Source organism: Exiguobacterium profundum, from assembly GCF_042652865.1.
GTDB classification, from domain to species: domain Bacteria; phylum Bacillota; class Bacilli; order Exiguobacteriales; family Exiguobacteriaceae; genus Exiguobacterium; species Exiguobacterium profundum.
Genome location: NZ_JBHSHG010000001.1, coordinates 712,516 through 738,390, shown reverse-complemented (window position 1 = coordinate 738,390; position 25,875 = coordinate 712,516). Strand labels below are relative to the sequence as shown.

At 44.8% G+C, this 25,875-nt stretch carries 33 protein-coding genes and 1 other annotated feature; of the genes, 11 read left to right on the top strand and 22 right to left on the bottom strand.

The window, feature by feature from the left end; translation table 11 throughout:
- The first annotated feature begins 263 nt into the window (after positions 1–263).
- Complete coding sequence (gene tnpB, locus ACFO4U_RS03820) at positions 264–1,355, top strand: IS200/IS605 family element RNA-guided endonuclease TnpB (RefSeq protein WP_215243948.1); 1,092 nt, start codon at positions 264–266, stop codon at positions 1,353–1,355.
- 129 nt (positions 1,356–1,484) lie between these two features.
- Here the strand turns inward: tnpB and ACFO4U_RS03815 are convergent, their stop codons facing one another.
- The 5 genes from ACFO4U_RS03815 to ACFO4U_RS03795 form a co-directional block, all read right to left on the bottom strand.
- Positions 1,485–2,465 carry a Gfo/Idh/MocA family protein gene (locus ACFO4U_RS03815; RefSeq protein WP_215243949.1) on the bottom strand — a complete coding sequence of 327 codons (981 nt, stop codon included), beginning with the start codon at positions 2,463–2,465 and terminating at the stop codon, positions 1,485–1,487.
- A gap of 9 nt (positions 2,466–2,474) precedes the next feature.
- A complete protein-coding gene (locus tag ACFO4U_RS03810; RefSeq protein WP_251131814.1) occupies positions 2,475–2,957 on the bottom strand; it encodes a GNAT family N-acetyltransferase in 483 nt (160 codons plus the stop codon).
- A 73-nt stretch (positions 2,958–3,030) separates the two neighbouring features.
- Positions 3,031–3,699, bottom strand: coding sequence for a hypothetical protein (locus ACFO4U_RS03805; RefSeq protein WP_215243950.1), 669 nt, complete (start codon positions 3,697–3,699; stop codon positions 3,031–3,033).
- A 6-nt stretch (positions 3,700–3,705) separates the two neighbouring features.
- Complete coding sequence (locus ACFO4U_RS03800; protein WP_215243951.1) at positions 3,706–4,386, bottom strand: hypothetical protein; 681 nt, start codon at positions 4,384–4,386, stop codon at positions 3,706–3,708.
- 99 nt (positions 4,387–4,485) lie between these two features.
- Positions 4,486–4,854 (bottom strand): PH domain-containing protein, encoded by a 369-nt coding sequence (locus ACFO4U_RS03795; RefSeq protein WP_031423744.1) that lies wholly within the window; start codon positions 4,852–4,854, stop codon positions 4,486–4,488.
- A 119-nt stretch (positions 4,855–4,973) separates the two neighbouring features.
- Here ACFO4U_RS03795 and ACFO4U_RS03790 point away from each other — a divergent pair, with 119 nt between their 5' ends.
- The 5 genes from ACFO4U_RS03790 to ACFO4U_RS03770 all read left to right on the top strand — a co-directional run bounded on the left by ACFO4U_RS03790 (position 4,974) and on the right by ACFO4U_RS03770 (position 7,774).
- Complete coding sequence (locus ACFO4U_RS03790; RefSeq protein WP_215243952.1) at positions 4,974–6,179, top strand: cation:proton antiporter; 1,206 nt, start codon at positions 4,974–4,976, stop codon at positions 6,177–6,179.
- A gap of 98 nt (positions 6,180–6,277) precedes the next feature.
- The gene (locus tag ACFO4U_RS03785; RefSeq protein WP_215243953.1) at positions 6,278–6,574 is read left to right on the top strand and encodes a hypothetical protein; all 297 of its coding nucleotides are present in this window, start codon (positions 6,278–6,280) and stop codon (positions 6,572–6,574) included.
- Positions 6,575–6,603: 29 nt separating this feature from the next.
- On the top strand, positions 6,604–7,083 hold the full coding sequence (locus ACFO4U_RS03780; RefSeq protein ID WP_196430703.1) for a helix-turn-helix transcriptional regulator: 480 nt from the start codon (positions 6,604–6,606) through the stop codon (positions 7,081–7,083).
- Positions 7,067–7,351, top strand: a complete 285-nt coding sequence (locus tag ACFO4U_RS03775; protein ID WP_196430702.1) for a hypothetical protein — start codon at positions 7,067–7,069, stop codon at positions 7,349–7,351. The genes ACFO4U_RS03780 and ACFO4U_RS03775 overlap by 17 nt, the downstream gene beginning before the upstream one ends.
- An 18-nt stretch (positions 7,352–7,369) precedes the next feature.
- A complete protein-coding gene (locus tag ACFO4U_RS03770) occupies positions 7,370–7,774 on the top strand; it encodes a nucleoside 2-deoxyribosyltransferase (protein ID WP_215243954.1) in 405 nt (134 codons plus the stop codon).
- Here the strand turns inward: ACFO4U_RS03770 and ACFO4U_RS03765 are convergent.
- Positions 7,761–8,387: a helix-turn-helix domain-containing protein gene (locus tag ACFO4U_RS03765; protein WP_215243955.1), complete on the bottom strand. Its 627-nt coding sequence runs from the start codon at positions 8,385–8,387 to the stop codon at positions 7,761–7,763. The genes ACFO4U_RS03770 and ACFO4U_RS03765 overlap by 14 nt on opposite strands.
- Entirely contained in the window at positions 8,311–8,526 is a 216-nt protein-coding gene (locus ACFO4U_RS03760) for a hypothetical protein (RefSeq protein ID WP_215243956.1), read from the bottom strand. The genes ACFO4U_RS03765 and ACFO4U_RS03760 overlap by 77 nt, the downstream gene beginning before the upstream one ends.
- 127 nt (positions 8,527–8,653) lie before the next feature.
- Here ACFO4U_RS03760 and ACFO4U_RS03755 point away from each other — a divergent pair, with 127 nt between their 5' ends.
- A complete protein-coding gene (locus tag ACFO4U_RS03755; protein ID WP_215243957.1) occupies positions 8,654–9,892 on the top strand; it encodes an MDR family MFS transporter in 1,239 nt (412 codons plus the stop codon).
- Between the two features lie 100 nt (positions 9,893–9,992).
- Positions 9,993–10,246: a binding site (T-box leader), on the top strand.
- A 67-nt stretch (positions 10,247–10,313) separates the two neighbouring features.
- Positions 10,314–11,537, top strand: a complete 1,224-nt coding sequence (locus ACFO4U_RS03750) for an MFS transporter (protein WP_215243958.1) — start codon at positions 10,314–10,316, stop codon at positions 11,535–11,537.
- 1 nt (position 11,538) lies between these two features.
- Here ACFO4U_RS03750 and ACFO4U_RS03745 read toward each other — a convergent pair whose 3' ends face one another.
- Both ACFO4U_RS03745 and ACFO4U_RS03740 read right to left on the bottom strand, forming a co-directional pair.
- Positions 11,539–12,456 (bottom strand): alpha/beta fold hydrolase, encoded by a 918-nt coding sequence (locus ACFO4U_RS03745; protein ID WP_215243959.1) that lies wholly within the window; start codon positions 12,454–12,456, stop codon positions 11,539–11,541.
- Entirely contained in the window at positions 12,453–12,839 is a 387-nt protein-coding gene (locus ACFO4U_RS03740; protein ID WP_215243960.1) for an NUDIX hydrolase, read from the bottom strand. The genes ACFO4U_RS03745 and ACFO4U_RS03740 overlap by 4 nt, the downstream gene beginning before the upstream one ends.
- Before the next feature lie 91 nt (positions 12,840–12,930).
- Here ACFO4U_RS03740 and ACFO4U_RS03735 point away from each other — a divergent pair, with 91 nt between their 5' ends.
- A complete protein-coding gene (locus tag ACFO4U_RS03735) occupies positions 12,931–13,632 on the top strand; it encodes a CPBP family intramembrane glutamic endopeptidase (protein ID WP_215243961.1) in 702 nt (233 codons plus the stop codon).
- A 5-nt stretch (positions 13,633–13,637) separates the two neighbouring features.
- On the opposite strand, the gene ACFO4U_RS03730 is transcribed toward ACFO4U_RS03735, so the two are convergent.
- The 3 genes from ACFO4U_RS03730 to ACFO4U_RS03720 are packed head-to-tail and all read right to left on the bottom strand — an operon-like array spanning position 13,638 to position 15,887.
- Positions 13,638–14,363, bottom strand: a complete 726-nt coding sequence (locus ACFO4U_RS03730; protein ID WP_215243962.1) for a MerR family transcriptional regulator — start codon at positions 14,361–14,363, stop codon at positions 13,638–13,640.
- 23 nt (positions 14,364–14,386) lie between these two features.
- Complete coding sequence (locus ACFO4U_RS03725) at positions 14,387–15,364, bottom strand: serine hydrolase domain-containing protein (protein ID WP_215243963.1); 978 nt, start codon at positions 15,362–15,364, stop codon at positions 14,387–14,389.
- Positions 15,342–15,887: a Rossmann-fold NAD(P)-binding domain-containing protein gene (locus ACFO4U_RS03720; protein WP_196430692.1), complete on the bottom strand. Its 546-nt coding sequence runs from the start codon at positions 15,885–15,887 to the stop codon at positions 15,342–15,344. Before ACFO4U_RS03720 ends, ACFO4U_RS03725 begins: the two co-directional genes overlap by 23 nt.
- 217 nt (positions 15,888–16,104) lie before the next feature.
- Here ACFO4U_RS03720 and ACFO4U_RS03715 point away from each other — a divergent pair, with 217 nt between their 5' ends.
- Positions 16,105–16,914 (top strand): GGDEF domain-containing protein, encoded by an 810-nt coding sequence (locus tag ACFO4U_RS03715; protein WP_215243964.1) that lies wholly within the window; start codon positions 16,105–16,107, stop codon positions 16,912–16,914.
- A gap of 21 nt (positions 16,915–16,935) precedes the next feature.
- Here the strand turns inward: ACFO4U_RS03715 and ACFO4U_RS03710 are convergent, their stop codons facing one another.
- The 7 genes from ACFO4U_RS03710 to ACFO4U_RS03680 form a co-directional block, all read right to left on the bottom strand.
- On the bottom strand, positions 16,936–17,625 hold the full coding sequence (locus tag ACFO4U_RS03710; RefSeq protein WP_215243965.1) for a glyoxalase: 690 nt from the start codon (positions 17,623–17,625) through the stop codon (positions 16,936–16,938).
- A 32-nt stretch (positions 17,626–17,657) separates the two neighbouring features.
- Positions 17,658–18,413 (bottom strand): hypothetical protein, encoded by a 756-nt coding sequence (locus tag ACFO4U_RS03705; RefSeq protein ID WP_215243966.1) that lies wholly within the window; start codon positions 18,411–18,413, stop codon positions 17,658–17,660.
- A gap of 14 nt (positions 18,414–18,427) precedes the next feature.
- Positions 18,428–18,955 carry a DUF2199 domain-containing protein gene (locus ACFO4U_RS03700; RefSeq protein ID WP_255541906.1) on the bottom strand — a complete coding sequence of 176 codons (528 nt, stop codon included), beginning with the start codon at positions 18,953–18,955 and terminating at the stop codon, positions 18,428–18,430.
- 96 nt (positions 18,956–19,051) lie between these two features.
- Complete coding sequence (locus ACFO4U_RS03695; protein WP_215243967.1) at positions 19,052–19,690, bottom strand: hypothetical protein; 639 nt, start codon at positions 19,688–19,690, stop codon at positions 19,052–19,054.
- A 115-nt stretch (positions 19,691–19,805) separates the two neighbouring features.
- Positions 19,806–20,732 (bottom strand): NAD(P)-dependent alcohol dehydrogenase, encoded by a 927-nt coding sequence (locus tag ACFO4U_RS03690; protein ID WP_215243968.1) that lies wholly within the window; start codon positions 20,730–20,732, stop codon positions 19,806–19,808.
- Positions 20,733–20,831: 99 nt separating this feature from the next.
- Positions 20,832–21,875, bottom strand: coding sequence for an ABC transporter permease (locus tag ACFO4U_RS03685; protein ID WP_215243969.1), 1,044 nt, complete (start codon positions 21,873–21,875; stop codon positions 20,832–20,834).
- Entirely contained in the window at positions 21,875–22,735 is an 861-nt protein-coding gene (locus ACFO4U_RS03680; RefSeq protein WP_215243970.1) for an ABC transporter permease subunit, read from the bottom strand. The genes ACFO4U_RS03685 and ACFO4U_RS03680 overlap by 1 nt, the downstream gene beginning before the upstream one ends.
- A gap of 210 nt (positions 22,736–22,945) precedes the next feature.
- Between ACFO4U_RS03680 and ACFO4U_RS03675 the strand changes: the two genes are divergently transcribed.
- Entirely contained in the window at positions 22,946–23,245 is a 300-nt protein-coding gene (locus ACFO4U_RS03675; protein WP_214684341.1) for a hypothetical protein, read from the top strand.
- 306 nt (positions 23,246–23,551) lie between these two features.
- Here ACFO4U_RS03675 and ACFO4U_RS03670 read toward each other — a convergent pair whose 3' ends face one another.
- The 3 genes from ACFO4U_RS03670 to ACFO4U_RS03660 form a co-directional block, all read right to left on the bottom strand.
- Positions 23,552–23,977: a hypothetical protein gene (locus ACFO4U_RS03670; RefSeq protein ID WP_074037059.1), complete on the bottom strand. Its 426-nt coding sequence runs from the start codon at positions 23,975–23,977 to the stop codon at positions 23,552–23,554.
- 86 nt (positions 23,978–24,063) lie between these two features.
- Positions 24,064–24,828, bottom strand: a complete 765-nt coding sequence (locus tag ACFO4U_RS03665; protein ID WP_215243971.1) for a DUF817 domain-containing protein — start codon at positions 24,826–24,828, stop codon at positions 24,064–24,066.
- An 8-nt stretch (positions 24,829–24,836) separates the two neighbouring features.
- On the bottom strand, positions 24,837–25,697 hold the full coding sequence (locus ACFO4U_RS03660) for a metal-dependent hydrolase (RefSeq protein ID WP_215243972.1): 861 nt from the start codon (positions 25,695–25,697) through the stop codon (positions 24,837–24,839).
- Positions 25,698–25,875: the final 178 nt, after the last annotated feature.

Below are 25,875 nucleotides of genomic sequence, written 5' to 3'. Positions count from 1 at the left end.
AAAGAATAACGGGAACGGTCCTCGATGCGCACATGACATCGAGGACCGTTTTAACTAAATCAGGCGAGAATTCTCCCTCCTCTAAGCTTCTCGGGGCGTAGCCCGGCGTAGGTGGGAGATGAATCGCCCGGTCCAACAGTTTTCTCTCCCTATGACAGATGTTACGAACAAAAGTTCGGGATTCCGTCAGATTCTCCCTCCCCCTCCGTGGGTATCGGATGAGGAGGACACATCACGATCTGCTGGAGGGAGGAGGGACGGACATGCTGAAAGGCTACACATATAGGCTCCATCCGACGCCGGCACAGGCCGATTTCTTGGTCCGTATGATCGGCTGCGCCCGGTTCATCTACAACAAGCTGCTCGAGGACCGGATCGCCATCCGCGAGGAGGCGAAGGCGGGGAGCGGAACGAGACGGAAACCGGCGACACCCGCCTCCTACAAGCCCCTGTTCCCATTCCTCGCCGAGGCGGACAGCCTCGCGCTCGCGAACGCGAAGCTGAACCTCGACACGGCGTTCGCGAAGTTCTTCGCCGGGACGGGCGGCTTCCCGGTGTTCAAATCGAAACGGCGGTCGCGCGCCTCCTACACGACGAACAACCAGCATGGCACGATCCGCATCGAGGCGGGCAAGGTCCGTCTGCCGAAGGTCGGGTTCGTGCGGTTCACCCAACATCGTCCGTTCGAGGGAATCATTAAGTCGGCGACGGTCTCGATGACGAGGACGGGCAAGTTCTTCATCTCCATCCTCGTCAATCAAGATGAGGAAAAGTGGATCCCAGCCGAGAACAAGGTCGGAATCGATCTCGGCCTAAAACACTTCGCCGTCATGACGAACGACGCGATGGTCTCGGAGAAGATTGACAACCCCCGACTCATCCGGAAGTCCGAAGCGAAGGTCAAGAAGGCGCAGCGCGCTTTGTCACGCAAGAAGATCGGGAGTAAGAATCGTGAAAAAGCCAAGTTACTTCTGGCAAAGAAACACGAAAAGATCGCGAACCAACGCCAGGACTTCCTTCACAAGCTGTCGAGACGGATCGTTGACGAGAACCAAGTCATCGTCGTGGAGACATTGAAGTCGAAGGACATGATGAAGAATCACAAGGTAGCGAAGTCCATAGGGGATGTCAGTTGGTACGAGTTCGTCCGACAGTTGGAATACAAATGTACCTTCTACGGACGGACGCTCATCAAGGCAGACCCCTGGTACGCATCGACGCAGATCTGTTCCACTTGCGGAGTAAAAGGCGAGAAGAAGACGATGGATGTTCGTGAATGGACGTGTACTCATTGTGGTGAGTACTATGACCGTGACATCAACGCGAGCCTCAACCTATTGATGTTGGCCGACTGACAACCATTCAGGGCAGGGACTGCCCGACGAGCTTGGTAAACAACCGTGGCTGGTAAGAGCACGGTCTTCCCAAGAAGCTCCCCCTTCAATTTGTGAAGCAAATAAGTGGCGAGTAGTTCACGTTTGTATTTATTTGTCTGCTGGATAGACCACGCCAAGCTGTGTTCGAACGTTCGTCATCACATCAGCAAGACGAATCATGTCATTTGCTGAATGTACAACTGTTTCCGAAGCACTAGCTTCGATCGCACGAACGAACGCTTCGATCTCATAGGACATCGGAGCATTCTGTGATTCTGATACGATTTCTGACGTGCCATCTCGCAACTCTAGACGGACTTCATCGCACGTCGCGATATCGTCGATGATGATGCGTCCCTTTTCCCCAATGATCTCTGAAGGCGTCGATGTCGCATGAATCTTTGAATGCATGATGATGACATCCAAATCGTCATAAGAGAGAATGACCGTTCCGCTCCCGTCCACTCCCGATTCCAGCTTCACACCGCTCGCCTGGATCTCATTAGGTTGACCGAACAGTTTTAAAGCAGGACCAAGAAGATACACACCAAGGTCCATCAACGAACCGTTCGAGAAAGCAGGATTGAACGTATTCGGGTTCTCCCCTTGTTTATAGAGGTCGTACCGTGAAGAATACTGTGATTTATTGAAGACGGCCCGACGCACCGGCGCGATTTGCTTCATCGCCTCTTGTATCCGTTCGAGGTTCGGCATGTACAAGTTTCGTAATGCCTCAAGTAAGACGACCTCGTTCTCCTTCGCGACTTCAATCATGCGGGTGACTTCCTGGACGTTCGAGGCGAGTGGTTTTTCACAGAGGACGTGCTTCCCATGCTGCATGAACAAGATGCTCTGTTCGGCGTGAAGTGAATTCGGGCTCGCAATATAGATGGCATCGATGACATCACTCTTCGCCATCTCTTCAAGTGACGTGAACGTATGTAAAATGGAGTGATTTTCTGCGTATTCTTTAACACGTGATTCCGTGCGCGAGTAAAGTGCTGTCACTTCTACGTCATCCAACTGATTGATTGTTTCAATAAACCAGTCTGTGATGAAGTTTGTACCGATGATGCCGAAACGGATCATGTGAATTCCTCATTTCTGTTCTTTCAGTTTTTTGATGAGTAAAATTTCATCCAATAAAGGAATCTTATCATATCCGACATGTGGGATTGTCGCTTTCAGTTTTCTTGCCCGCGTCACCGCATCATGAATGATTCGTTCTAGACGATAGCCACGACGTTGATAAAAGCCAAGCGCTCTCAAATTATCATTGGTTGTGATGACGATTAATTGCTTAACTCCGTGCTGCATACCAATTTCTTCAACAGCATGGAGTAAGTGAGAGCCGATCCCACTATTCTCTATCAGACTATCAAGAGATATGATTTCTACTTCTTCATCCCGAATAAAATACGTAACAAGACCGTGAATTTGATTTGTTTTCATGTAGACAAATCCTTCGAGCTCTGCACAATCGTATGTTCCCGAAGAAACGACCATTTGAGTTGAACCCCAATGTTTAACAAAAAAATTGCGAATATCTTCTTGCATACTAGTATTGATTGGTACAATCATTTAGTTCATCCCTGTCTATATATGATTAAAAATACGGTATTCGAAATATATTGCAAGCTATTATACTCTCTTATTATTTGGTTTCATTCTGAGAGACTTCGGCACGTCTCCTCTCCTTAAACGGCCAACGATAAGTCTTTTCCTCATTTCCGACATAGGCTACACCGTTTTCAATAGTCAACGAGGAACAGTCAAGGAGATGACGTGGCATCGGATAAGAGTCAATCCGTCCGTCCACTTGGACATGAACGAGACGACCGTCGATTGAAGAGATGACCCACACCCCCTTCTCTGATGCACACATCACGTCACAATCATGAAGGACCGGGGCATTTCTGACTTCTTGATTATAGCGAAAACATACGGCTCCCTCTGTTGATAAGCAGACGAGTGCCTCGGTCGAGACCCCTTCTCCAAAGATACCCTCGTCCCCATACCCGATCCAGATTCCCGTTTCATTTATAACGACTACTGCAATCGCGTTACCTGCGTGAAATGAATGTTTGATGTCTCCGTCTGCATCTAACACCCACGCATTGATTGGTTCTCCTTCTAACGTAAACGCCCAAATGAACAAGTGATTCTCGTCAATGATTCGAATACCTGCCACATATTCATGCCGTTTGAAGTCTATAGTCAACCCATTCCAATGGATGTAGAATTGATGATTGGACTTGACCAAACGAGCGGAACCCATCGGCTTCCGCGTATCGGAATCAACCATCTCTATTTCATCGTTCATACACCATCACCCCTTACCGTCTTCCGATCGCTTGGAATGTAATGCCTCTCGAAACTGTCTAGATTCTTCATCACTCACCACTTCGTCTATATATCTCGATTTCCAATAAGGCGAAAGGTCCAACTCGTCCACACCGATTCGCTTGAACCAATCTAACACCGTCTCATTCGGTTGATGTCTTGAGGCAATCGGCAAGTCCAGATTGAACTGGATGAGCGCATTCCGAATCGCATTATCGGTCCATTGAACCTCTTTGGATTCCACAAATCTATTTGCTTTAGCCTTACGCCCTCTTCGTTTTACGGTGCCACTCGAGAAATCAATGGTCGAGACGACACGCTTTCTTTTCCGTAGCAAGCTGAGCGTCAAAATCAGGAGAACAATCAAACCCCCAATAAGGAACCATAACCAGTATGAATTTCCCGACTCGGTTACTGTCCCTCCTGTTTCGAACGTATAGTCTAAAAAATCATTCTTCAAGAATTGAAAATCCTCATCATCTTTCAGACGAAACTTCCCTCCATATTCATCACTGCTGGTTCCGTCCTCTCCAGACAAGAGAAGCACGATTCCACCTTTTGTCGGGTCGTGAAACCATTCCCAAAATAAACGAGCCAGATAGATAAATCCAGTCACCAACACCAAACTGCCGAGCATCATCATCAATAATCGGGTTGTAAATCGCATCGTAACCTCCGTCACATATTATGTATGATCGTATCATGTATGATAAGAGATTGTCAGAAAAATCCAAACGAAAAGACCGAGAACTCTCGGTCCGCTGTTTTACAAAATTGCTTCTGCGAGTAATCTGTCGAACTTACGCACATCCACTTTTTTATTTAGATTGATCTTAATTGTTCCCGCGCGAGTGAACAGTTGGACTTCTGAGTTCAAGTCGAACATTCTTCCCGCATTCTCCGTCGAGTACATATTAATCGAGTCGTACGGAAGCGAGTAGACTTCAATCTTCTTCCCCGTGAGCCCTTGAGCGTCACGGACAATGAGACGTTTGTTCGTGAAGACGGCGACGTCACGTACCGTCTTGTAGGCAGCGACGGCCCGCTCCCCATCGATGAATGACTCCGTGATGTCACTTGGCACCTCACACTCTGAATAAAACGTCCACGACAAATCACCAATCGGGTTTCCCATAACGATTCCTCCCTATATGAATTGAATGTACTATCCCCTATATTCCACAATTCTCGTTTGATTAGACCTTGAATGGGAAGATAGTGTATAGCAACTTGATTGTAGAGGAGGACGTCGTCATGATTGCGCAGCAAATCATCACATTACTACTGATCGGCTATTTGATTTATTTAATTGATTCCAAACGAAATTATTTCCCTGTCCCGGTCATCTTGGTCTTGATTGGAATAGCGCTCTCATATATCGCTTTTTTTGATTCGATGTTTATCTCAAAAGATATGATCTTCGAGGTGTTCCTACCAGCACTTCTGTTTACATCGGCTTATCAGTTCAAATACAAAGATTTGAAAGACAATATCGGGATCATAACGATATTGAGTACGATTGGTCTTGTCTTGACCGCCATCCTGATGGGGTATGGCACGTTTTGGCTGAGCGAGCTCTTCACCCCGCTCAGCCTGACCGCCTCTTTCTTATTGGCGTCCATCTTGATTCCGACCGATCCCGTTTCCGTGACGGCCATTTTAAAACGGAGTAAAGGGGAAAAACGGATTGCGGATGTTGTCGAAGGTGAATCAATGGTGAACGATGGAACAAGTGTCGTCATCTTCGCGATCTTCCTCAGTATGTTCGCGACAGGAGAACAGTTCTCCACGCTCAGCTTTTTAACTGAATTTTTGATTGTTTCAGCCGGAGGAATCGGCATCGGCTTCATCTTTGGATTTGTACTGAAGAAATTGATGATTGTCAGTTTTAAAAAGCATGAACTCGTCATGTTGACAATCGTTATCGCGTACGGGGCATTTTATCTCGCCGACGCGCTAGAAGTATCGGGAGTCCTTGCGACCGTCACAGCCGGCATGATGCTTTCTCATGAACTCGGCATGAAAGAGGACTACGAATCGGTCCAGCGTCACTTGAATGGCTTTTGGGACATCGTCATTCCGATATTGCTCGCTCTCCTGTTCTTATTGATTGGAATCGAGGCGACCAGCTATTTGTCTGTATCGCTCTGGACGTTCGCTGTTCTTTTATTCCTACTTTCGCTTCTGACCCGGTTCATCGTCGTCGGCGGTCTCGTTTATACCGTCCCTGTATGGCGTAGAGAATTTAAAGACGATTTGACAGCGACTTCGCTCCTTACTTGGTCCGGAATTAAAGGAACGATGTCGATTGCCCTCGTCCTCTGGCTAGAGGCAGAGAACATTAACGGCTCGAGCGAAATGATATCTCTCGCGTTTGCCGTCATTTTACTCTCTCTGATCTTACAAAGCATCGGTGTCTACCCATTAACGACCTATTTAACGAATAAACATGACGAGTGACGGAACCCTTCCTTAGAGAAGGGTTTTTTACATTCTGAAATTGACATCGCCCACTTTTAGTGTAAAATTACACTTGTAATATACTAGGAGGTGATTCGTTGGAAAACACTTCAACGCCATCCGCTGCCATCTCTACTGGAGTTGTGACCGTCGTGCTTGCACTCATCGCTTCGTTTCTGACTCCATCGTTCTTGAAGGTTGGCATCATCTGGGATATCGTTGCGTTCTTAGTCATCGGGATTGCGACATTCAGTTTTACATACCATTATTATCAATCAAAACGATTGACCTACTGGCAATACATTTGCTGTTATGTCATCGTCTGTCTCTTTTTATTCACCGTGTTTCTCGGAATCTCATGGTTACTGATTTTCATAAGCTCGGCGACGCTCTGAGTCGAACAAACAGGAAGGAAGAACCGATTATGAAAAAATCCGAATTTATTGGACAAGTCTCTCGAAAAATGAAATTGATTCGCATCGAATCCCAGTATTCACAGGAAGAGATGGCGAACTTACTTGGGATTTCAAAAAAAACACTCATCCAAATCGAGAAGGAGCGAAATGAAGCAAGCTGGTCGACGATTGTGACGCTATGCGCGCTGTTCAATGAAAGTGAGATTCTCGTACACTTGATTGGCGACGACCCCGTTGAATTCGTCAAACTGATTGCAACCGAGAACACATACGAGCCGAAAGAAAAAACACTCGGCGGACGTGTCTTTTGGCATGCGATCAAAGAGGGGTCCCACTTCATTCTTCAACAGAACATCATCAGCGGACATTACCGCATCATCGATCTCGATCATGTGAGATGGTACAGCACGTTTGATGCGGAAGATGCCGAACAGGTGCGGTTGAAGTTGGAACTTCATCGTGAGGTATCAGATGACACGAAAGCATAAAGATTTGATGATGGCTTTCAGTCTAATCGTCATAACGACCGTCTACTTTTGGCTGATCCCAAACATCGCGTATGACTACATTTGGTTCGTCGGCACAATCATTTTACTCGTACTCTCGTCTTTATCAATCACGCGCTTGATTCAATCATACGTTCCACTTTCTTTGATGAAATTCGTCCTGATTAGCGTGATTTTTTTCCTTGTACTCTGTTGTCTGTTGATTATCCTATTTTATGTCGTAGCGCTTTACCAGATGAACCATTTGTGACGAATTGGAGGTCTTTGTATGCGATTTTATGTCGGTTCAAGCTTTTCAAATATCGAAGAAGTACGTTTCATCCGTGATCATCTGGTTGCGTTCGGTCACACCTATACATACGACTGGACCCAAAACGAACGTGCCGCTTCAATCGATGCGTTACGTGCGATTGGCGAAGAAGAGGTTGCTGGAATTCAAACAGCGGACTTCGTCGTCATCCTCTTGCCTGGAGGAAAAGGCGCACATGTAGAGCTCGGGATCGCTCTAGGAACGAACAAGCCCGTTTACCTATATGATTTGGGTGACCAGATGATGAATATGGAAGAGACGAGCACGTTTTATCATGTGGATGCGGTACAACGCTTGGAGGGATCGTTCCACGACCTCCCCCACCAAATCCAAGGTCGATTGGAGCTCTCTAATCACGTTTGAGCTGATGTCCTTTATTCTCACGAAATCGAGCCGGGGTGCAACCTACCCATTCCGCGAAATGTCTGTTCAGCTGAGCTGGACTATTGAATCCGACTTCCTGGCTAATTGCGAGTAACGTAAGGTCCGAATAGCGTAGAAGTGATTTCGCATGAATCAGGCGTTGTCTCGTGATGTATTGATACGGCGTCTGACCGATTCGCTCTCGAAAGTTCCGTATGAACTGATACTTACTTTGATGGACGATTCGACTTAATTCCTCAATGCGAAGCTCTGTATGATAAGAATCATGAATGACACGCAAAACCGGTACAAATAAGTCTTCAGCATCTAAAAAAGTGTGGATGAGGTGACTCTGAATGAACGTCATCACATCATCTGTAAGATCAATCTCTAAAAATCCTCGACTTGACCACTCCCCTAACAGTCTTCTTATCGACATGACCGCTATGGAAGGAAACATTGGATTGACCCTGTTTTCAAACCCGTTCAATAGACTCGCAATAAACCGAAAACTCACATAAGTCGTTTCAGTTGAATCAGCGAATAGTCGATAGGACTGATTCGGTTGAACCACAATCGATTCGCTGTCTTGGAGACGATAATTCGAATGCATCCACCTCAATCCCAATTTTCCCTTCCAACACGAGCACCCAGACGATGTCTTCTTTGCTCTTTTCTCTTTCTGTCGTCCAATCCCCACCAGAAGAGACGTAACGTATGGCGACGTCAGGCAGTGTAAGTAATTGTTCCATATACCCCTCCAGATTATTGCGCAAAAATCGAGCAATATAGTGCACGATGATTCACTTCAAATCACGCATACTGTTCATAACAGTCAAGTGGCCACTTCACTGACCTTATGAAAAGATGGTGATTCACATGTTTCAATCGCTTCATCCTAACCTAAAAGTTAGACTTGGCTTGAACTTCTTTCAAAAGCTGACTCAAACCGCCGTATTTCCTTTTTTGACGATTTATTTCGTTCGCCAGTTCGGTGCGACGGAGACCGGACCGCTCATTGTCTTGACGATGATTGCCTCATTCATCGCAAGTCTCTTTGGAGGCCAACTGTCCGATCGTTACGGAAGAAAACGAATTCTCTTCATCGGAGAAATACTACGTTTCGCATGTTATATCGGAATGGCAATCGCAGGTTCTCATGTAATTGACAGTGCCACCTTATTATTTATCTTCTTCTTTTTTAGTAATCTCTTGAGTAGTGCCATCACGCCAGCAAACGAAGCCATCTTAATCGATGATAGCCGACCCGAGCAGCGAAAATATTTGTATACACTCAGTTACTGGCTGATGAACGGGTCCATCGTCATCGGTAGCCTAATCGGCGGCTTCTTCTTCGAACAGCATCTCTTCTACTTGTTAGTATCGGCAGCCATTCTTTCATTCGGATGTGTCTTCCTGATTTTCATCAAACTCGAAGACAACTATAACCCTTTACCGCGTAAAGGACAGAAGACTACTAATGTATGGACAGGATACCAGACGGTCATGAGGAACCAACTCTTTTTGAAATACCTTGTCGCAGGGATTTTGACATTGTCATTAGAGTTGCAACTAACTCATTACTTAGCGATTCACTTTGCTGAAACGTTACACGCTGTCCCGTTCTTTCATTTTTCACTAGATGGGACGAAGATTCTCGGACTGCTTCGAGCGGAGAATACGATTCTCGTGTTACTGCTCGGTCTTGTGTTGATGCGTTGGACCAAATCTATCTCTGAACATGCGTTACTTTACACGGGTGTCACACTGTTCAGTCTTGGATTCGCCATTTTACCGGTTTCACATAATCTTTCAATGTTAGTGCTCGCTACGGCTTGTTTCACGTTTGGAGAACTGCTATATGTCCCCATCCACCAAGCCATGCTAGCTCGACTCATCGAAGACCACCTCCGCAGTCAATACTTGGCCGCGAACGGTTTCCGCTACCGAGGTGCGCTTCTCATCGGCGCAATCAGCGTCTCGACTTATGATGTCTTGTCACCTAGTTGGACGGCCATCACTTATATTTGCTTTGGTATATTGGCAATCTTCTTCTATCGTTCAATCTTGAAAGAACTGGATAAGTGTCAACCTTCAGAAATGGACCGAGCTTCCTAGATGACAACCATAGTTTAGTACCTTGAAGAAGATATGCATCTTTTTACCAGAAACGTTTCCAATATTTTTCACAATGTGCTATCCTTTTAAAAATGATCTGACAAACGCGATGAAGAGAACAGTACATCAATGAATCTTTCGTAGAGAGCTCCGTCTGGTGAAAAGGAGTAAAGAACGTTGATCGAAACAAGCCTCTGAGCAGCGCTATGGAACTCACCCCGAGGGATGTGGCGACGGGAACTCCCGTTATAGAGTTGAGGTATAGTCCGATTCATTCGGCAGTACCGAACAAGGTTCGTATGGTGACGTGCGGACGAACAGGGGTGGCACCACGATGAGAATCTCGTCCCCAAGAATTCGTTCTTGGGGGTGGGATTTTTTTGCGTTCCGAAAGTGATCAAAAATAGAAGGAGTGATTGACTTGAATTCGTTTCGAAAAACCTCTGCGCTACTGCTCGTTAGTGTCGGAATCTCAAACCTTGGTGCCTGGATATACTTCATTGCGCTCAACTTGATTATCCTAGAGATGACTGGATCCCCTTTCGCCGTCTCGATTCTCTATGTATTAGCCCCGCTCGCCTCGCTCGTCTCGAATCTTTGGTCAGGTAGCCTGATTGATCGGGTCGATACGAGACGACTGATGATGTTACTGGATGGTCTGCGTGCGTTCCTCGTATTCAGCTTAGGCTGGATTGATTCACTGTGGCTCATCTACGGGATCGTCTTTCTTCTCAATGTGATGAGCTCGTTATTCGAATCATCGAGCCTGGTCTACATGACGCAACTCGTACCTGCCTCGAACCGACAAAAGTTCAATGCGATGAAGAACTTTGTACAGTCATCCGGGTTTATTCTAGGTCCGACGATTGCCGGACTACTCTTTCTAGTCGGGAGCCCAACATTTGCGATTTTCGTGAACGCGTTCGCACTCATCGTCTCGGTCGGTATGTTGTCGCGCCTTCGGTCTCATCATCGAACAGAAGCGTCGATTGAACCATTCTCTGTAAGAATAATTATCGAGGATTGGAAAATGGTCGTACGATTTGCATCAAATGCCAAATACGTGACGCTCATTTATGGATTGTACTGTGTCATGACCATCTTCATGTCTGGACTCGATTCGTTGGAGGCGTCATTCGCGACCCAAGTCCTTCACTTGTCTGAGAGCCGATATGGCTTTCTCGTCAGTATCGCTGGGATTGGGATTATCTTTGGATCACTCATCAATTCAAGATGGAGTCACCGCTTGTCCTTATCGTTTTGTATTGGATTCGGGGCGATCATGACACCAGTCGGCTATCTTCTTTTCGCAAGTTCATCGTCATTCATGATGGCCTCGGTTGGATTTTTTGTCCTGACATTCGCGCTTGCCTTTGCCAATACCGGTTTTTTGTCATTCTATCAACACCATGTTCCTGTCGAAATCATGGGTCGGTTCTCTGGCGCTATCAATGTGGCAGAGTCGCTACTCGTCATCCTACTCACATTTGGGATTGGACTTCTTGCCGAAATGATTGGGATTCGCCCGGTCTATCTCGCATTCTCGATTATCTTCTTCCTTGTTGGTTGTTACACCATACATGTCATGCGCGACCGTTCGAAACGGGAGTATTTCAATCACAATCAAATCGAAGAAGTTTCATAAGTCATGAGCCGGTCGTTTTTATGCGACCGGCTTGTTCGATTCGATGAATCGCTTCGATGATTGTGTCTGGTCGTTGTAAATGAATTTGGTGTCCTGCATTTTCCGCGATGATGAGTTCCGATTGATTTGATAATCTCAACTGTTGATGGATCAGATCATGCCACGTCTCTTCTAGCAATCGAATTTCAGCCTCAGGCAACCCTCCATTTATTCCTTCCTGAATCATCGCTACAGAATCTCGACCGATGACAATTAACGGGATTGATGAAAAGGTGCCCATTTGTTTGATGATCGCGGCGTCATCACGCCAGAACGATTCTTCTTCCAACATCGTTTTATACAATTGAGGAGATTGATAAAATCGTTTAAGACGTGCACGTGCATCTGATGATAAGCCTTGTTGCTCAAGTGAAAGTTCTGGTTGATGAACTTTCACTAGTTCTTCTTTTGAAAGGATTGCATAGGAATGGCACATCGTTCGCCAATCGTCATCTGAATATTGACGGTCCATCACCGGGGTTTCTATGTCGTCTAATATAGAAAAATCATGGGAAGTAGAATCGACGAGTACGACGCCTCCTACTCTATTCGGAAAAACTTTGGCCATGTGTTGCGCGCACAAACCTCCGTAAGAATGACCGACTATTAGAATCGGTTGATGTAGCTGAAGGGTATTCAATAATTCAGTACATTCTAAAAGATGAGATGACGTTCTACTCGAACGCCTATTCATCTCACTCTCACCATAACCGGAACGATGATAAAGTAATACTTTATACGACTCACTTAATTGCTCGGAAAGAGAAACCCACTCTTCGAATGAACCTCCCATACCTGTCATGACAACGATCAGTCGTTCCCCGGAACCGAATAAACGATATTCAACATCATACCCTTTGACTTCAATGAATTTATTCATATTAGCCACCTTCGAATCATTTCAAGATCCTCTGGAAACGCATGGTCTAATCGTTCTAACTCTTGAAGCGACCACCAATTGACTTCCTCGATAACCGAATCAATCATAGCGGTCTCGACCCGCTCTTCACACGTTGCCAAGAAATAATGTGTCTCGACCTGAAAGTTTGATATGATGGCTCGTTTGATATGTAGTCGTTGATCAACAGAAATGCGATAGCCCGTCTCTTCTAACACTTCGCGCCGACAACACTGTTCCGGAGTTTCTCCGTCTTCTAGACCACCTGATGGCAAACTCCATTGTTGTATGTCACGATTCTTTACGAGTAGGACTTCCTTCTCTTCGTTGATGCATAAAGCAGCTGATCCAATCCATTGTTCCATAGTCTTAATACTCCTTTTTCATTTTTCTGCTTGCAGGTGACGTTACGTCACCCGATATGATGGGGCTACAACCACATAAGGAGGAAATATGATGTTGAATCAAATGCAAAAGAAAATATCTCCCATTTGGACATGGAACCAATTCGCAATTACGATGGTTCTTCTATTCGGAGTGACGCCCCTACTTATCGAGCACCACTTACACAACTTTTTAGAGCGGTCATGGGGAAACACCTTCTATTCAGGAACAAGTATCGGCCTGTTATTAGCCATAATATTTATGACCGTCCTCTATCTCGTCGCGATACGTCCTCGGACCTTATCGCTCGAAACGTTAGGACTTCGCCGCATCTCATGGAAAGACTCGGGGATGATCTTTCTATGGACAATTGTGTTAATTGTACTCAGTATCATCATCGTCGTAGTCCAATCATATTTCGGCATCGGTACGTCGAATACAAAAACAGAGAGTTTGCAAAGTGACTTGTCGATTATCTCCATACTAATTGCGTTTGGATCGGCGGCCATCATATCACCAATCTATGAAGAAATCTTTTATCGTGGGTTCTTATACCGCTTCTTTCAAGAACGATTTGGGGTTTGGATCGGGATGATCATAAGTGCTGGAATATTCACTCTTGCTCATTTACCAACGACAAACACGTTACTCGTCAATTTTGTATCGGGACTAGTATTCGCTTGGGTATATGAACGGACCAACTCTATATATTCCAGCATGCTCATCCATGGAACCTTTAATGGGCTAGCCGTTCTATTGACTGCATTGGCGTGAGGGAATCACTCTTGATATAGTGAATCAATATAGGCAAGAATCGATGCATCGATTGGATACAGTCCTAATTCATTCGATGCATCAGTTGATTTTCGAATCATCCAAAATGATTCAATCAATTGTTGATCTTGTCCAAATGTCTCGTCTGTTAACCATGTCAAATCTTCTTTAAGAATTTGAGCTTCTTTTGAGGAAGGGGCGACCCCACGTTCCAATAAAATTTCAATTCTCCGAATCAAGTTGATCCACTTTTTCGTATCATGCTCACCGTCTTCTAATTTAGGTAAGCTTGCTTTCAATGAATCAGACTCTTCTTCCGAAAAATAGTCCGTCCATTGTCCCCGGTCATTTGATTTAGCTTGAATAGTTTGTAGTTTCGTCCAATCGATTTTTTCATTTTCAAGCTTCATGGATTGAAGGAGTGTGACAGTATGGTTTCTGGCCTGCTTCAATTCCTCTATCTTTCCTTCTAACGAGGACAGATGTGCGGACAAGATGCTTGTAAGTGATTGCTCATCTAAGATTCTCCGAATCTCATCAAGCGGCACGGCCATCGATTTTAAAAGCATGATTTTTTGAAGGCGAAACATTTCGTCGTCACTATAAAATCGTTTCTGTACATCGTTTGTATACGATGGAGTGACCAAATTGATTTGGTCATAGTATCGAAGCGTACGCACTGACACGTTCAGTTTTCTCGCGACTTCTCCAGTAGAATAGTGTCTAGCCAACGTATAATCCTCCTTATAATATGTTATGTGTATATATGCAGTAGTTGTTCAATCAATCCTTCGAACTGAAGAACCCCTTCATTCCGATTTGACAAACAAATGAAACCTGTTGGAGAGTCTTTCTCCATCACGAGCAAACATTGAAACCCGATCCCCCAACCGAATGAGAATCCTTTACCTGGCTTGTCGGGATTTATAAATAGACCATGTCCTACTTCGGCATTTGTGGAAGATGGTGTGAATAAAACCCTTCTTGACTCGTTACTCAAGAACCCTTCTTTCGTAATTGCATTGACGAGTATCGCTAAATCGGAAGCCGTTGTCCAAAGACCACTCGCTGCAGGGTAAGGATAATAGCATGACTTTGGAGAGACGACTGACCCGTTTGGTTCAATCCCGATAACGCCATACTTCTCTATCCTCTCTAAATCATACGAACTTGAGTTCATATCCAGCGGTGCAAAGATGTATTCAGTCATGATTTTTTCAAATGTAGAAGACATACATTGCTCAATCGCATGTTGGAGTAAACAGTAACCTGAATCTGAATAGTGGAACGTCCCAACTTCCTGTGACTGGATAAACACCGGTCGCTCATAATAAGGTGTGTTACCCAATATTATCTCTTCCATCGAAGGGATCTCTGTACATTGTTCCATCGTCCCGAACTGATCAGGCAAATCGATTATGCCAGCCTCATGTTGGATGAGCTGTCGTATCGTGATTTGTGAAGGAATCCCATTTTCATCATTCAACGTGAAGGAAGAGAAATAATCATTGATTTCCGAGTCTAAATTTAACTTCTGATCTTCAACGAGCTTCAAAATGAGAATCACCGTAACAAATTTACTAATCGAACAGGCGGCGAACATCCTGCCTTCATAAGAGACGTCTCCCAATTGAAATGCGGACAACTCCCTTCTTTCAGTGAAAGTTGCCAAATCTAAATTTGATACATGGTGCTTCTCCATCCATTCGCTAATCGTTTCTCGAGTGAACATTTAAGTCATCCTTTCGTGTACCAATCAATCGATAGTCGTCTTGGTTCTGCATAGCATCGTGAACACCTTTCACAATCTCGTCGTGTGTCAACCAACGGACAGATGCCAACTCATGCATTTCACCTAATTGGACTTGCCGATACAGCTGTTGTTCATTGAGACATAGACACGCCTTCTCATATTCCGGATTCGCCCGGCTACCTAAAATATGTATCACCTCTGCAGTTTCCGAATGATTCAAAATGAGTTGCATCGCTTTCCCTGAGCCTCGGTGCACCCACGCGATGACTCGATCAAATGGACCGTTTTTTTGCACTGCACGCTGTAGTGCGTTTGAAAGTAGTTCCTCATCGCAATAATCAACAATCAGCGGATGACACGTTTCAGGATTTCTTTGTACGACGCTTGCCATTTTTTCTTTATTTCGTCCAATGACCGTGACATTATGTTCGATTGCCAGATAAGATGCGAGTCCTGCCAACATCCCCGTCCCTCCGACGAGCAATATATGTTTTCGATTCATGCTATCACCTCTTTTTCCATTATACACCAATCATTCGTACTTCTTTTTCTAAAGAAGTGTTCGCAAACATTCACGTCTTTTCAAAAATAAGCCTTTTAAAATAGAGTGAATCACTTATAATGAATCAAGTGTTCAAATCGGTTTGAACAATCACTATTTCGGAAAATGGATAATAGTGTTATCATTGCAATTTATTTCTTTTAAGAGGAGGATACCTATGAGACACTGGACAACGATGTCCATACAACTAATCGCACTCATCGTTGTATCGTTGACATGTAGTATTCTACTTTCCTCTGTGCTGATCCTGAATCATCTACCCGTTTGGTGGATGATCTGTATTCCGATTCTTTATCTTTCAACTTTGCTCATTCACCGAGCGTCTGGTGTACTCATTCTGTTAGGATTCGCTGCTTACTTTTTAATCACGATGCCTGTGTATGAGACTGCCGCTACTGCGCAACTATATATTTTATTACTATTAGCGATTTTGACGGGGTTGTCTTACTGGCTCCAAGTCAAGCTGTTTCATGCCCAGTTTGCACTAAAGGTTGCGGAAGCGAGAGTCAGTCAGTTAATTGCGGTCGACCCAGAGACCGGTTTTGATAACCGTGATCGTTTTTTGATGGATATAGAGGCTGAACGGGATCGGTTGATTCGCCACGGTGAAACGTTCGTGGTGACATTCATCACACTGCCCATTCTCGATCATTTTGAAAAACAGTATGGTTCATCCGAATATGAATGGTTCTTATACTATTTTAGTGACGAACTTCACGAAGCGACTCGACGAACGGACAAGAAGTATCGGGTTGCGCAAGACACATTCGCCATGATTTTCCCTCGAACTTCAATCGAAAATGCACAAATTGTACATGAACGAATCAGACCACTACTACTAGATTATTCACGTCAGAATGGTGATTCGCTCACTGTTGAATGCTCAGACCAATCGTTTGAGGTGAACTTGGAGAACGCAGTCATACGATTAGAAGAAATTCATCGGTATGTCGAATCTAAAGACTAAAAAATGAGTTCAATTGTGAACTCATTTTTTGATGGAGTGAATATGAATCTCGTGTTTCTCATCCATTTCGACGATGTATCGTTGATCAAGTACCATCTGAATTGGACTCGGAATCGACAGTTTTGGTGAAAACAGCCACACACGACCTGGAGGAACTAATAAAATGTATGTCTCGCTATTCGGTGCGCCTAAAAAGTTCAGATGACGCTCATCGATTTGGTTACCGTCTCGGCGGTGGATCTCGATGTTTGAAAGTTCTTGTGCGACATGTAGCGGATCTTCCACAGTCAAACTCATCTCGCCAATTCCAAGAAATTCATTCAACGAAAAGGACTCGATGTTACTTTCTGGATTAATCGAATGTCGAGCAATCAACTCGACGACATTCTCGTCCGTATCGTAAAAATAAAGCGATGATGCATCGATTCCTTCAAAATAGATTTCGTCCTCACCGTCTTCAGTCAAAAGCGGGACACGTGACATCAGCCATTCTTTCGCTTCTTTGAATCGATTAGCCGGAATATTGATAGCGAAATGGTATTGTCGCTCTTGCTCCGTTATAGCCTCTTGAAATATCAAGGTATCTTCTCCTAATTCGATTTGAAATCGAGTAGAATCTTCGTCCACGACGGCTAGTCCGAGCTTCTCTACATAGAAATGTTTCATTTCTTCGAGCCGGTTCGTATAGAGCGTGGCTTCTGTGATTCTCATAAAATCCCTCCTCGTATTCCTCATGTTCTTGCTTATCTATGTGACTTGATGGCTCGCTTGTATTTTTGGTATTCTGCCCAACTCATATTCATTCCTAGTAAATCAGAACAACAATCTTCTTTCCACGTAATCGGATTGAAATCAGTCTTTGACGCTACGTGATTCTTGCCTGAATCATCAAAACTCAGAGCCAATTGAGCCACACCTTTTTCCATATAGGTTTTAGCCAATCTCGGATTATACCGGCTGTAATGCTCACCTAGAGAAAAGGTTGGCTGTACTGCCCACGGACATCGCTCAATTGCCATTTGAAGATACTCGCGCTCTTTATGTCGTAGCACTTTTGAAACGCTTAGACAAATCAATGCAGAAACTTCAGGTGTTGCTACTTCAATCAATTGATTCGCAACTTCAATGACTTCCTCGTCTATCTCGAAATCATTCCATCCCATATCATATAATGCCAAGGCAAAATAGAAGGGTTTATCTGGATGGTATGAAAAGGCAGTTCGGCAAAATGCATTCACTCGATCATAATCTTCAATCCGATCCAACCGTTCGTAACCAATAAGCAAATCCCAACGATATGAATCGGTCGGATCGAGTAGCACATAGTCAATTAACAGCTGCTCGATGTCCGGAGTGTCGCGCATGAATTGTTCAAGTTCTTTGAATCGTTTGTCGTGAACAAGTAACTCGATTCGCTCCAACATCTTCTGCTGAACCGAAGTGAGCGCTTGATTTCCTGTGTACAAATCGAAAATCAAAGATGACTTTAATTGACTCACCCTGCACTCCTCCTTTATCCGCTACGTTCAACGAGTCGGAATATATCATCGACCCGCGACCTCGTGATACCATTCCGCTGCTCCATTGCAAGAGGATGATTCGTTGGTTCGAGTTCAATCAATGGACGTATTCCGACTTCACGCATATGTACGTTTGTCTTTAGATTGATGGTATCTGGATAGATGGGAAGATCCGTCGATAGCCAGCCGAACATCGGGTCGAGGTCTACACGAGCTGGTTCATCCCATAAATCGATGACTTTGAAAAAGTTATCCGGACTGAGTGATACCCAGACATTCCAGATGAAAGGATCGTCTTCTCCAATGATCGGGAGTTCGAGGCATCCGTTGATAAAGAAATGAGCTTCATCGAGGACGCAAATATCATCTGTCAAAACGACGCGCTTCTTCATCTCCCGTTTCGATAGGCCGTCTAATACTGATGGCATGATCGATCCAAAGCCGACTGTATGTTCTTTACTCGTGCCACATATCGAGCATTTGCAATCACTCTTGTGTTTTCGTTTGAAAAGGTATCTCATAAGTACTCACTTTCTGATTTAAGATTAATTAATGGTATGTGAAATAAACCCATTCATTTTACACGTATTTCATTTTTTACAGGAAATCACGGTTTGTTAGACGAATGTCGTAACTCTTGAATCAGTTTCTAACACTCGCGTCCGCGTATCATTTTTCGATAAAAACACTTCTTCTCCATTTTCATCAAAGCAATATGCGATCGGAATCGAGATTCCACAATTTCGATACGATCCATCCGCGTGACTCGTTCCGATAATCATCGCTTTTCGTTCCATCGCAATTTTTCTCGCTTCTTCCGTCCACTCCGTGAATTGTTCCTCACTAAACATCCCGACCCCGATTGGATTGAATATGATTGATAGATGCTCATGACCCTTCAATCCTTCAACCCCCATAAAAATCTCCCTGCACAGTAAATATCCGTATTCTTCTGCTCCATCTGTGGCACTTGATGGCATGAACAAGCCCACATTTTCAGGCGTTTTCCATCGCGTTAACAACGTCTCGCCATTCTTATTTACAATGAGGACCCGGTCTCTATTCGTGTCATCTCGATACCCTAAAACAATCGTTGTGTTGAATTGGATCGCTAAATCACTTAGCTCATCCAATGCTCTATATGTACAATATCCCTCTGGATAGAGAATCAAGTCCACTGTAGGGTTCGACTCAATCTCTCCCTTCAGTTGCATAAGATCTTGTTCCATCTTCGGTTGTCCAATCAATATATTCATGTCTACTCGCCCGCTCTCATTGATTCGTCTAGTCGGTGAATCCATTCATATGTAAGTGAGGTTCTCGACCAAACCTCACGATAAAATATGATATTTCTCTCTATACTACCATCTATCATCTGATTGATTCTTCCTTGATTCTCACAATCACATTCCCAACCTTTGTCCCTTGATCGACGTATCGGTGTGCCTCGACAATCTCATCTAGCGAATAAACTGAATCAATGACTGGTTGTAGCTCTCCTGCTTCAAATAATTCGTTCAAGAACATCAAATCCTCTTTTCGTTCGCTCGCCGGTCCCTGTCCCGCGACGGAACTGAACGCACTATTCTCTGCCACATGTTTTTTGGCTAGGCGTTTATCAATTTTCCCCGAAGCATCAAAGACCGCATCATACGTACCCAATTCACGGTCATACCCTTCTCTCGAATAGTCCACGACTACATCTGCCCCGAGCCGCTTCACGAGCTCGATGTTGCGTTCATGGCATACCGCAGTCACATGAACGCCGTAGTGCTTCGCAATCTGTACGGCAGTCGAACCGACAGCACCCGCTCCACCATAAATGAGAACGTTCGTCGCTCGCTCGATACGTGCCTTCCGTAAAAAATGTAATGCAGTCGTCCCACCAAATGGTAGCGCCGCTGCCTCGATAAAGCTGGCATGCGCGGGCATCTGAAACACACATTTCGATTCGTTCACACATGCAAACTCCGCATAACCACCAAAACGCATCCCAGTGAGGGCATAGACGTTGTCTCCGACCTGAAAGTTTTTCACACTGTTTCCTGTTTCTACGACGGTACCTGCCAACACGACACCGAGAATCGGTTGACGTGGCGCCTTAAACCCAACAACTAATCGAATCGGTAGTTTTCCTAATGCTGGAACGTCTAGTGCGCGGAGGCGTCGGTCTCCCGAGTGGACGGCCGATGCATGGACTTGAATCAGTAACTCATTGCTTTTCGGCTTCGGTTGATGCACTTCTTGAATGACGAGTACTTCCGGTGGCCCATACGTGGTACAAATCGCAGCTTTCATATCGATTCACTCCATTCATGAATTGTCACCTCAATCTGTTATACACGTTCCCTCAAACAAGACCAATCAGTCCATTCGACATAGAAAAACCGGATCATATCATACGATATCATCCGGTTCCTTCCTTAATGACACAGTCGAATCAACAAGGGTGAACGGATTCGAAAGGGAAGCAGCTGCCGCTTCCGATTGTGCTAGACTTGCCTCGGTCACCACCGGTTCTTGACGTCTGAGCTTAAATGCTCGCTCGAGACGGCTCGTCAACAAGTTGAAAATAAAGATGAGCGCAGCAAGTGACATGGCCGGGACGAGAAATAGATGATTCGTCATCCATGTCATCGCAGTGAACTGTCTGAAATAATACCCGAACATCGAAGACCATTCATAAACGGTCGGCATGATCCCTTCATGTAACATGACCGTTCCTCCGAAGAAAATCCCAAACAGTGAGAGATGAATGAGCAACATGAGCGTCTGAACAAACTGTTGCATGAAGACGATCACGAGGGTTGGGACGAGATGCGGGAAAAGGTGCAATCTCACACGATGCCAGACACTGCCACCAAGCGTCTGAGCCACGATCATGAACTCTTGTTGAAGCAATTGTCGAATCTCTGTGATGAGATATAACGTGACGGCAGGTAATCCGAGAACGACTAAGACGATTAGTTCAATCTTTACTCGATCCCATAATGGAGGCACCTGTGTCGAATCATAGAAGGTCAGTGTTCCTACCAACATCATCAATGCGATCAATGATATCGGTAGAATCAAAAAGCCGTCCAATAGCGTTTTAAAGAATTGATTTAAGCGAGCTCCCCTGAAAGCAAGAGGGATGCCAATCAATAGACTGATGACCATCCGTCCGAATGCGACGAGCGCACAGATGCCAACGGTCCACTTAAATCCTTCCACGAGCATTTGGAATAAATCATATCCAGCATTGTCCGTCCCGAGCCATTGATATTTTGACGGTTCTAATGGTGGTATTCCAATGAGTCTCCCTTCATCAGAGTAGAGCATGAGGGTTTGATCAACATTCCCATCACGAAACACGGTATTTCCAAAACTCATCAACAATAGCCCCGCTACGATAACAAAGCAGAAGATGAAAATCGGGTCACGTATTAATACTCGGCGCATCAAATCCCTCCTTTCCATGCATTCGGAATAATCCATTCAATCAGTAAATCCAACAGAAAAATCGGGATATAGATGACGAATAAGATAACCAGTAATATCTCCATCTGCGGGTTGTAGACGGCGAATCGAAATAACCCTTGAACGTTAAATAAGTATTCGACAATCAAAAGTGTCGATAAGATGGTAATGATGTTCGAACGGAAAAAGAGGTAAAACCGATAGATGATATTCGGTAATAAGTGTTTCCAAAACAGTCCACTCGGTCGAATCCCTTTCGCTTGCGTGAGTTCGAGATACGGAATGGCTTCTTGTTCATGAATATGAATCGTCAACCATTTGATAAAGAAGAATAATGTCGTCAGCGTCAATGTGACGATTGGGAGAAACCGTATATATTCTGCGAATCCTCCGGCAACTTCAATGCGATCGAACCCTGTCGACTTATGGATTGTAATCGCAAGAAATTGAGAAAAAATTAACCAGAACAAATCTGGTACCATCTCGAGCGTCTGACTCGTTTGGTGTAAAACGGTACGAACGCGTCTCCCGCTCCGATAGTAGAGGTACGCATACATTAATCCTAGCGAGGTCGATACCGCGAGTGCCGTGGTAAAAATGATGACCGATTCTTTGACGAGCGGTCCAAGTGCCGGCAAGAGTGGCAAGTAACGTTGCGCGGTGATGTTGTAATATGTAATGTCCTCTAGTTTCTGTAATTGGTCCATCTGTTGTTGAATGCCGTTCCAATAATTCGTCAGACTAAAATCCGTCTGAACGACGAGCGACGGTAGCGCACTAATCGCAATCAAGATGAAAAATGCGATTATCAGATGAACTGATTTCCGAGCAATATACGTCATAGTTCTATCTCCTTTTGAATGCAAATCTCTCAATCAAAAGTGTGAAAGGATGTCCGGTTGATTGTTCATTTTCTAAAGGGAATAATATCCAAAGACACTTTCCATTGATTCTAGCATATTTATTATGTAAATAGAAACAATTTTCTGAAATTTATCTGGGTTAATTTGTATGATACAATGTATAGATAGAAATATTTAGGGGGTTAAAGGATGTGGATTATTTTTGGATTGGCGGCGATCGGGGCGACGCTCATCAATTTGACCGTATTTATGATGGAGAAGGACTATAAGCTGCCGATGGCGATTGCCCTATCATTAGTTGCTCTCACGTTATGCGCCGAATATAGCTTGCTCAACATGTGGGTCGAAGCTAAGGACTGGGGTGCCATAACAGATGTCGTACCCGGTATGTCGCGTGCGCTATGGTTCTTGACGGTTGCGGCAATCTTTTTGAATATCCTTCCGATCTTTTTAGAGAGAAAACGAAACAAGATGAAGGAATCGAAATGATCGGTATGGCGTTCAAGAAATTCCGGTCATTTAGTGAATGACAATGAATCATAAACTTATTGCGATTCTCGCTAATCCATTTGGTGTTTTCATTTTTGTCGTAATTTCACTGTCTTTGATATGGCAGGCCATACTCCGTCTCTTATCGTCTCAGCACATCTTGTTCATAACCAATTTAGTCGGAGGACTGGGTTTTATCGTCATGATGTTGCTTTTATGGCATACGTACAGGAGTCAATCATAGTAAAACGTGTTCGAAGCTATAAAATTAGCTTTGAACACGTTTTGTTTTTGAGTTTCACGCAATCAATCATCTGAACGAGTTGAATATAATAGCTCACCGTCAAGTGATCGCAACTCATAATCGATTCCTGATTGCATCTGCTTTGTCATTATTGCGCGACACGTAAACACATATCCTGGACCATATGCAACGTCCGGAATTTCCTTGAAGCCGTATGACCGCTCTCCGAACCATAGCGTCACGTTCGATGAACCCTTCGATGATCGGTCATCGACGACATAACATTCTCCCGTCTCGACGATGTGATTCGTCGTCATGCGGTCGTACGTTTCCATGCCTGCCATTCCAAGTACAAGAAACGAACAAAACATTGCGAGACAAGCTTGTCCTAGTTTGACTCGATTCCGAGTCTTTCGCCACTCTCTCCAATAGATGACAAGAGATCCTAGACACAATAATCCAATCAACCAAGTAAGTACAATTTCCAACAACCGAATCACCTCGTTTTACAATACGACTTTCTTCAAAAAAGGGATTCGTGTCCCCTCACAAAAAAACTCGACACATGTCGAGTTTAAGGTAATTCATACTCCAATTTTCGCTTTTGCCAAGCGACAAGGAGGATACTGATGATGACGAGTAGGAACCAGGACGACAGTTTTCCTAAATCAACGATGGCCCAACCGTTCAATTGGTCCGGATACGCCCAGCCGTTGTAGAACGTGACAATATTTTCAGCGAGCCAGATAAAGCAGGCAATCAAGAAGAATGACAGGATGACCGGCATCTCAAATCGTCGATCGTCGAGTTTATACGAGACAACCGAGCGACCGAACGCCAAAAAGATGAATGCGATCAACAGCCACCGTAGGTCTAACCAAACATGGTGCCAAAAAAAGTTGAAGTAAATGGCGATGCCAAGTCCGAAGGCGATGATTGGGTGCGGCATCTTCGTAAATCGTAAATCGAGACGACGCCATGCCTGGACGACGTAACTACCAACGCTCGCATACATAAATCCGGCATAGAGCGGGACGCCCCACACTTTTGTGAACGCCTCATCCGGATAACTCCATGACCCCATCTGCACCTTGAATAATTCAAGTCCAAGACCGATGACATGGAACCAGCTGATGACCTTCACTTCTTCCATCGTCTCGAGCCCCGTCTTCACAAGGACGACTTGAACGAACAAACACCAGATGAGTAAAACGTCATATCGTGGGAGTGGTAACTCTACAAACTTTGTGACGGCAAGCGCTCCGAAGATGGCGACCGGAAAGATACAACTAAGTGCCTGTTCGTAAGCGAAGATAAAGAGATAACGTATACGTCCCATCCGTTGTCCTACCTTTCGATGTATTCATATAAAAATGAGGATTCGCCATCATAAAACCGCGGGTCAAATACGCCGAGCCGTTCTTCGTTTGCTACGATGACGACGAACGGCGACCATTTGGTCAATGTGCGCGCCTCATGATTCGCTTCAAACAATGGTTCAAGACTCGCCTTTTCGGCACTCGTCAATTCGTATTGCAAGGTCGCTTCTTGATATATCGAATCTTGAAAGAGCGATACGTCCTCGTCAGTCTTCGTAATGACCGTGAACTGAGTCGGGATAAATGAAGCCGAGAGCGCCACTTCGTCATATTCCTTTGAATAAGACTGATATAAATAGGCGCCCTGCGCACTTTGAAGCGCGACATAAAGAACGAGGGCAGCCCATGCATACCGATACGTCTTATAACGAACTTCCTGCTTCCGAGCGACGAGCCAGGCAACCAAGAAGATTCCCCAATAGACGAAATCGACAATCGGGATCACACCGAATGTGATCCTCACGTCCGAGATCGGTTCGAAGTAGCCCGTCCCCCATGCATTGAACAAGTCAGATGTGTTGTGTATGAAGACAGACAACAGTGCCCACCCAAAATAGCGAATGTCCGTCACGCGAAAGAGGAGGCGAACGAGTATGTAGATGAGCAAGGCAAAGAGTGGGACGAGAAAAATCGAGTGGGTGATGCCGCGATGCCACATCTGATACATCCCTTCTGTGTCCCATAGCCGAGAAATCACATCGCTGTCCGGGATTTGGCTCCCGACAAGTGTCGTGACGAACAAGGCTCGTTTTTCATGTTGTTGTAAATCACGCTTATCGGCTGCACCATATAACGTCAAACCGAATAACGTATGTGTAATCGTATCCACGTTCTACCTCCATAGCGAAAGAGACATCTCCCAATCCTGGACGATGTCTCTTCCTATTAGTTCTCTTTATCCATTTTCATGGCGCGTCTTGCGACGATCATTACGAAAATGACAGCGACAATCGGAATGATCAATGGCATCCAATTCAACATCCGCCTGTCCCCCTTCATCTAGTGTC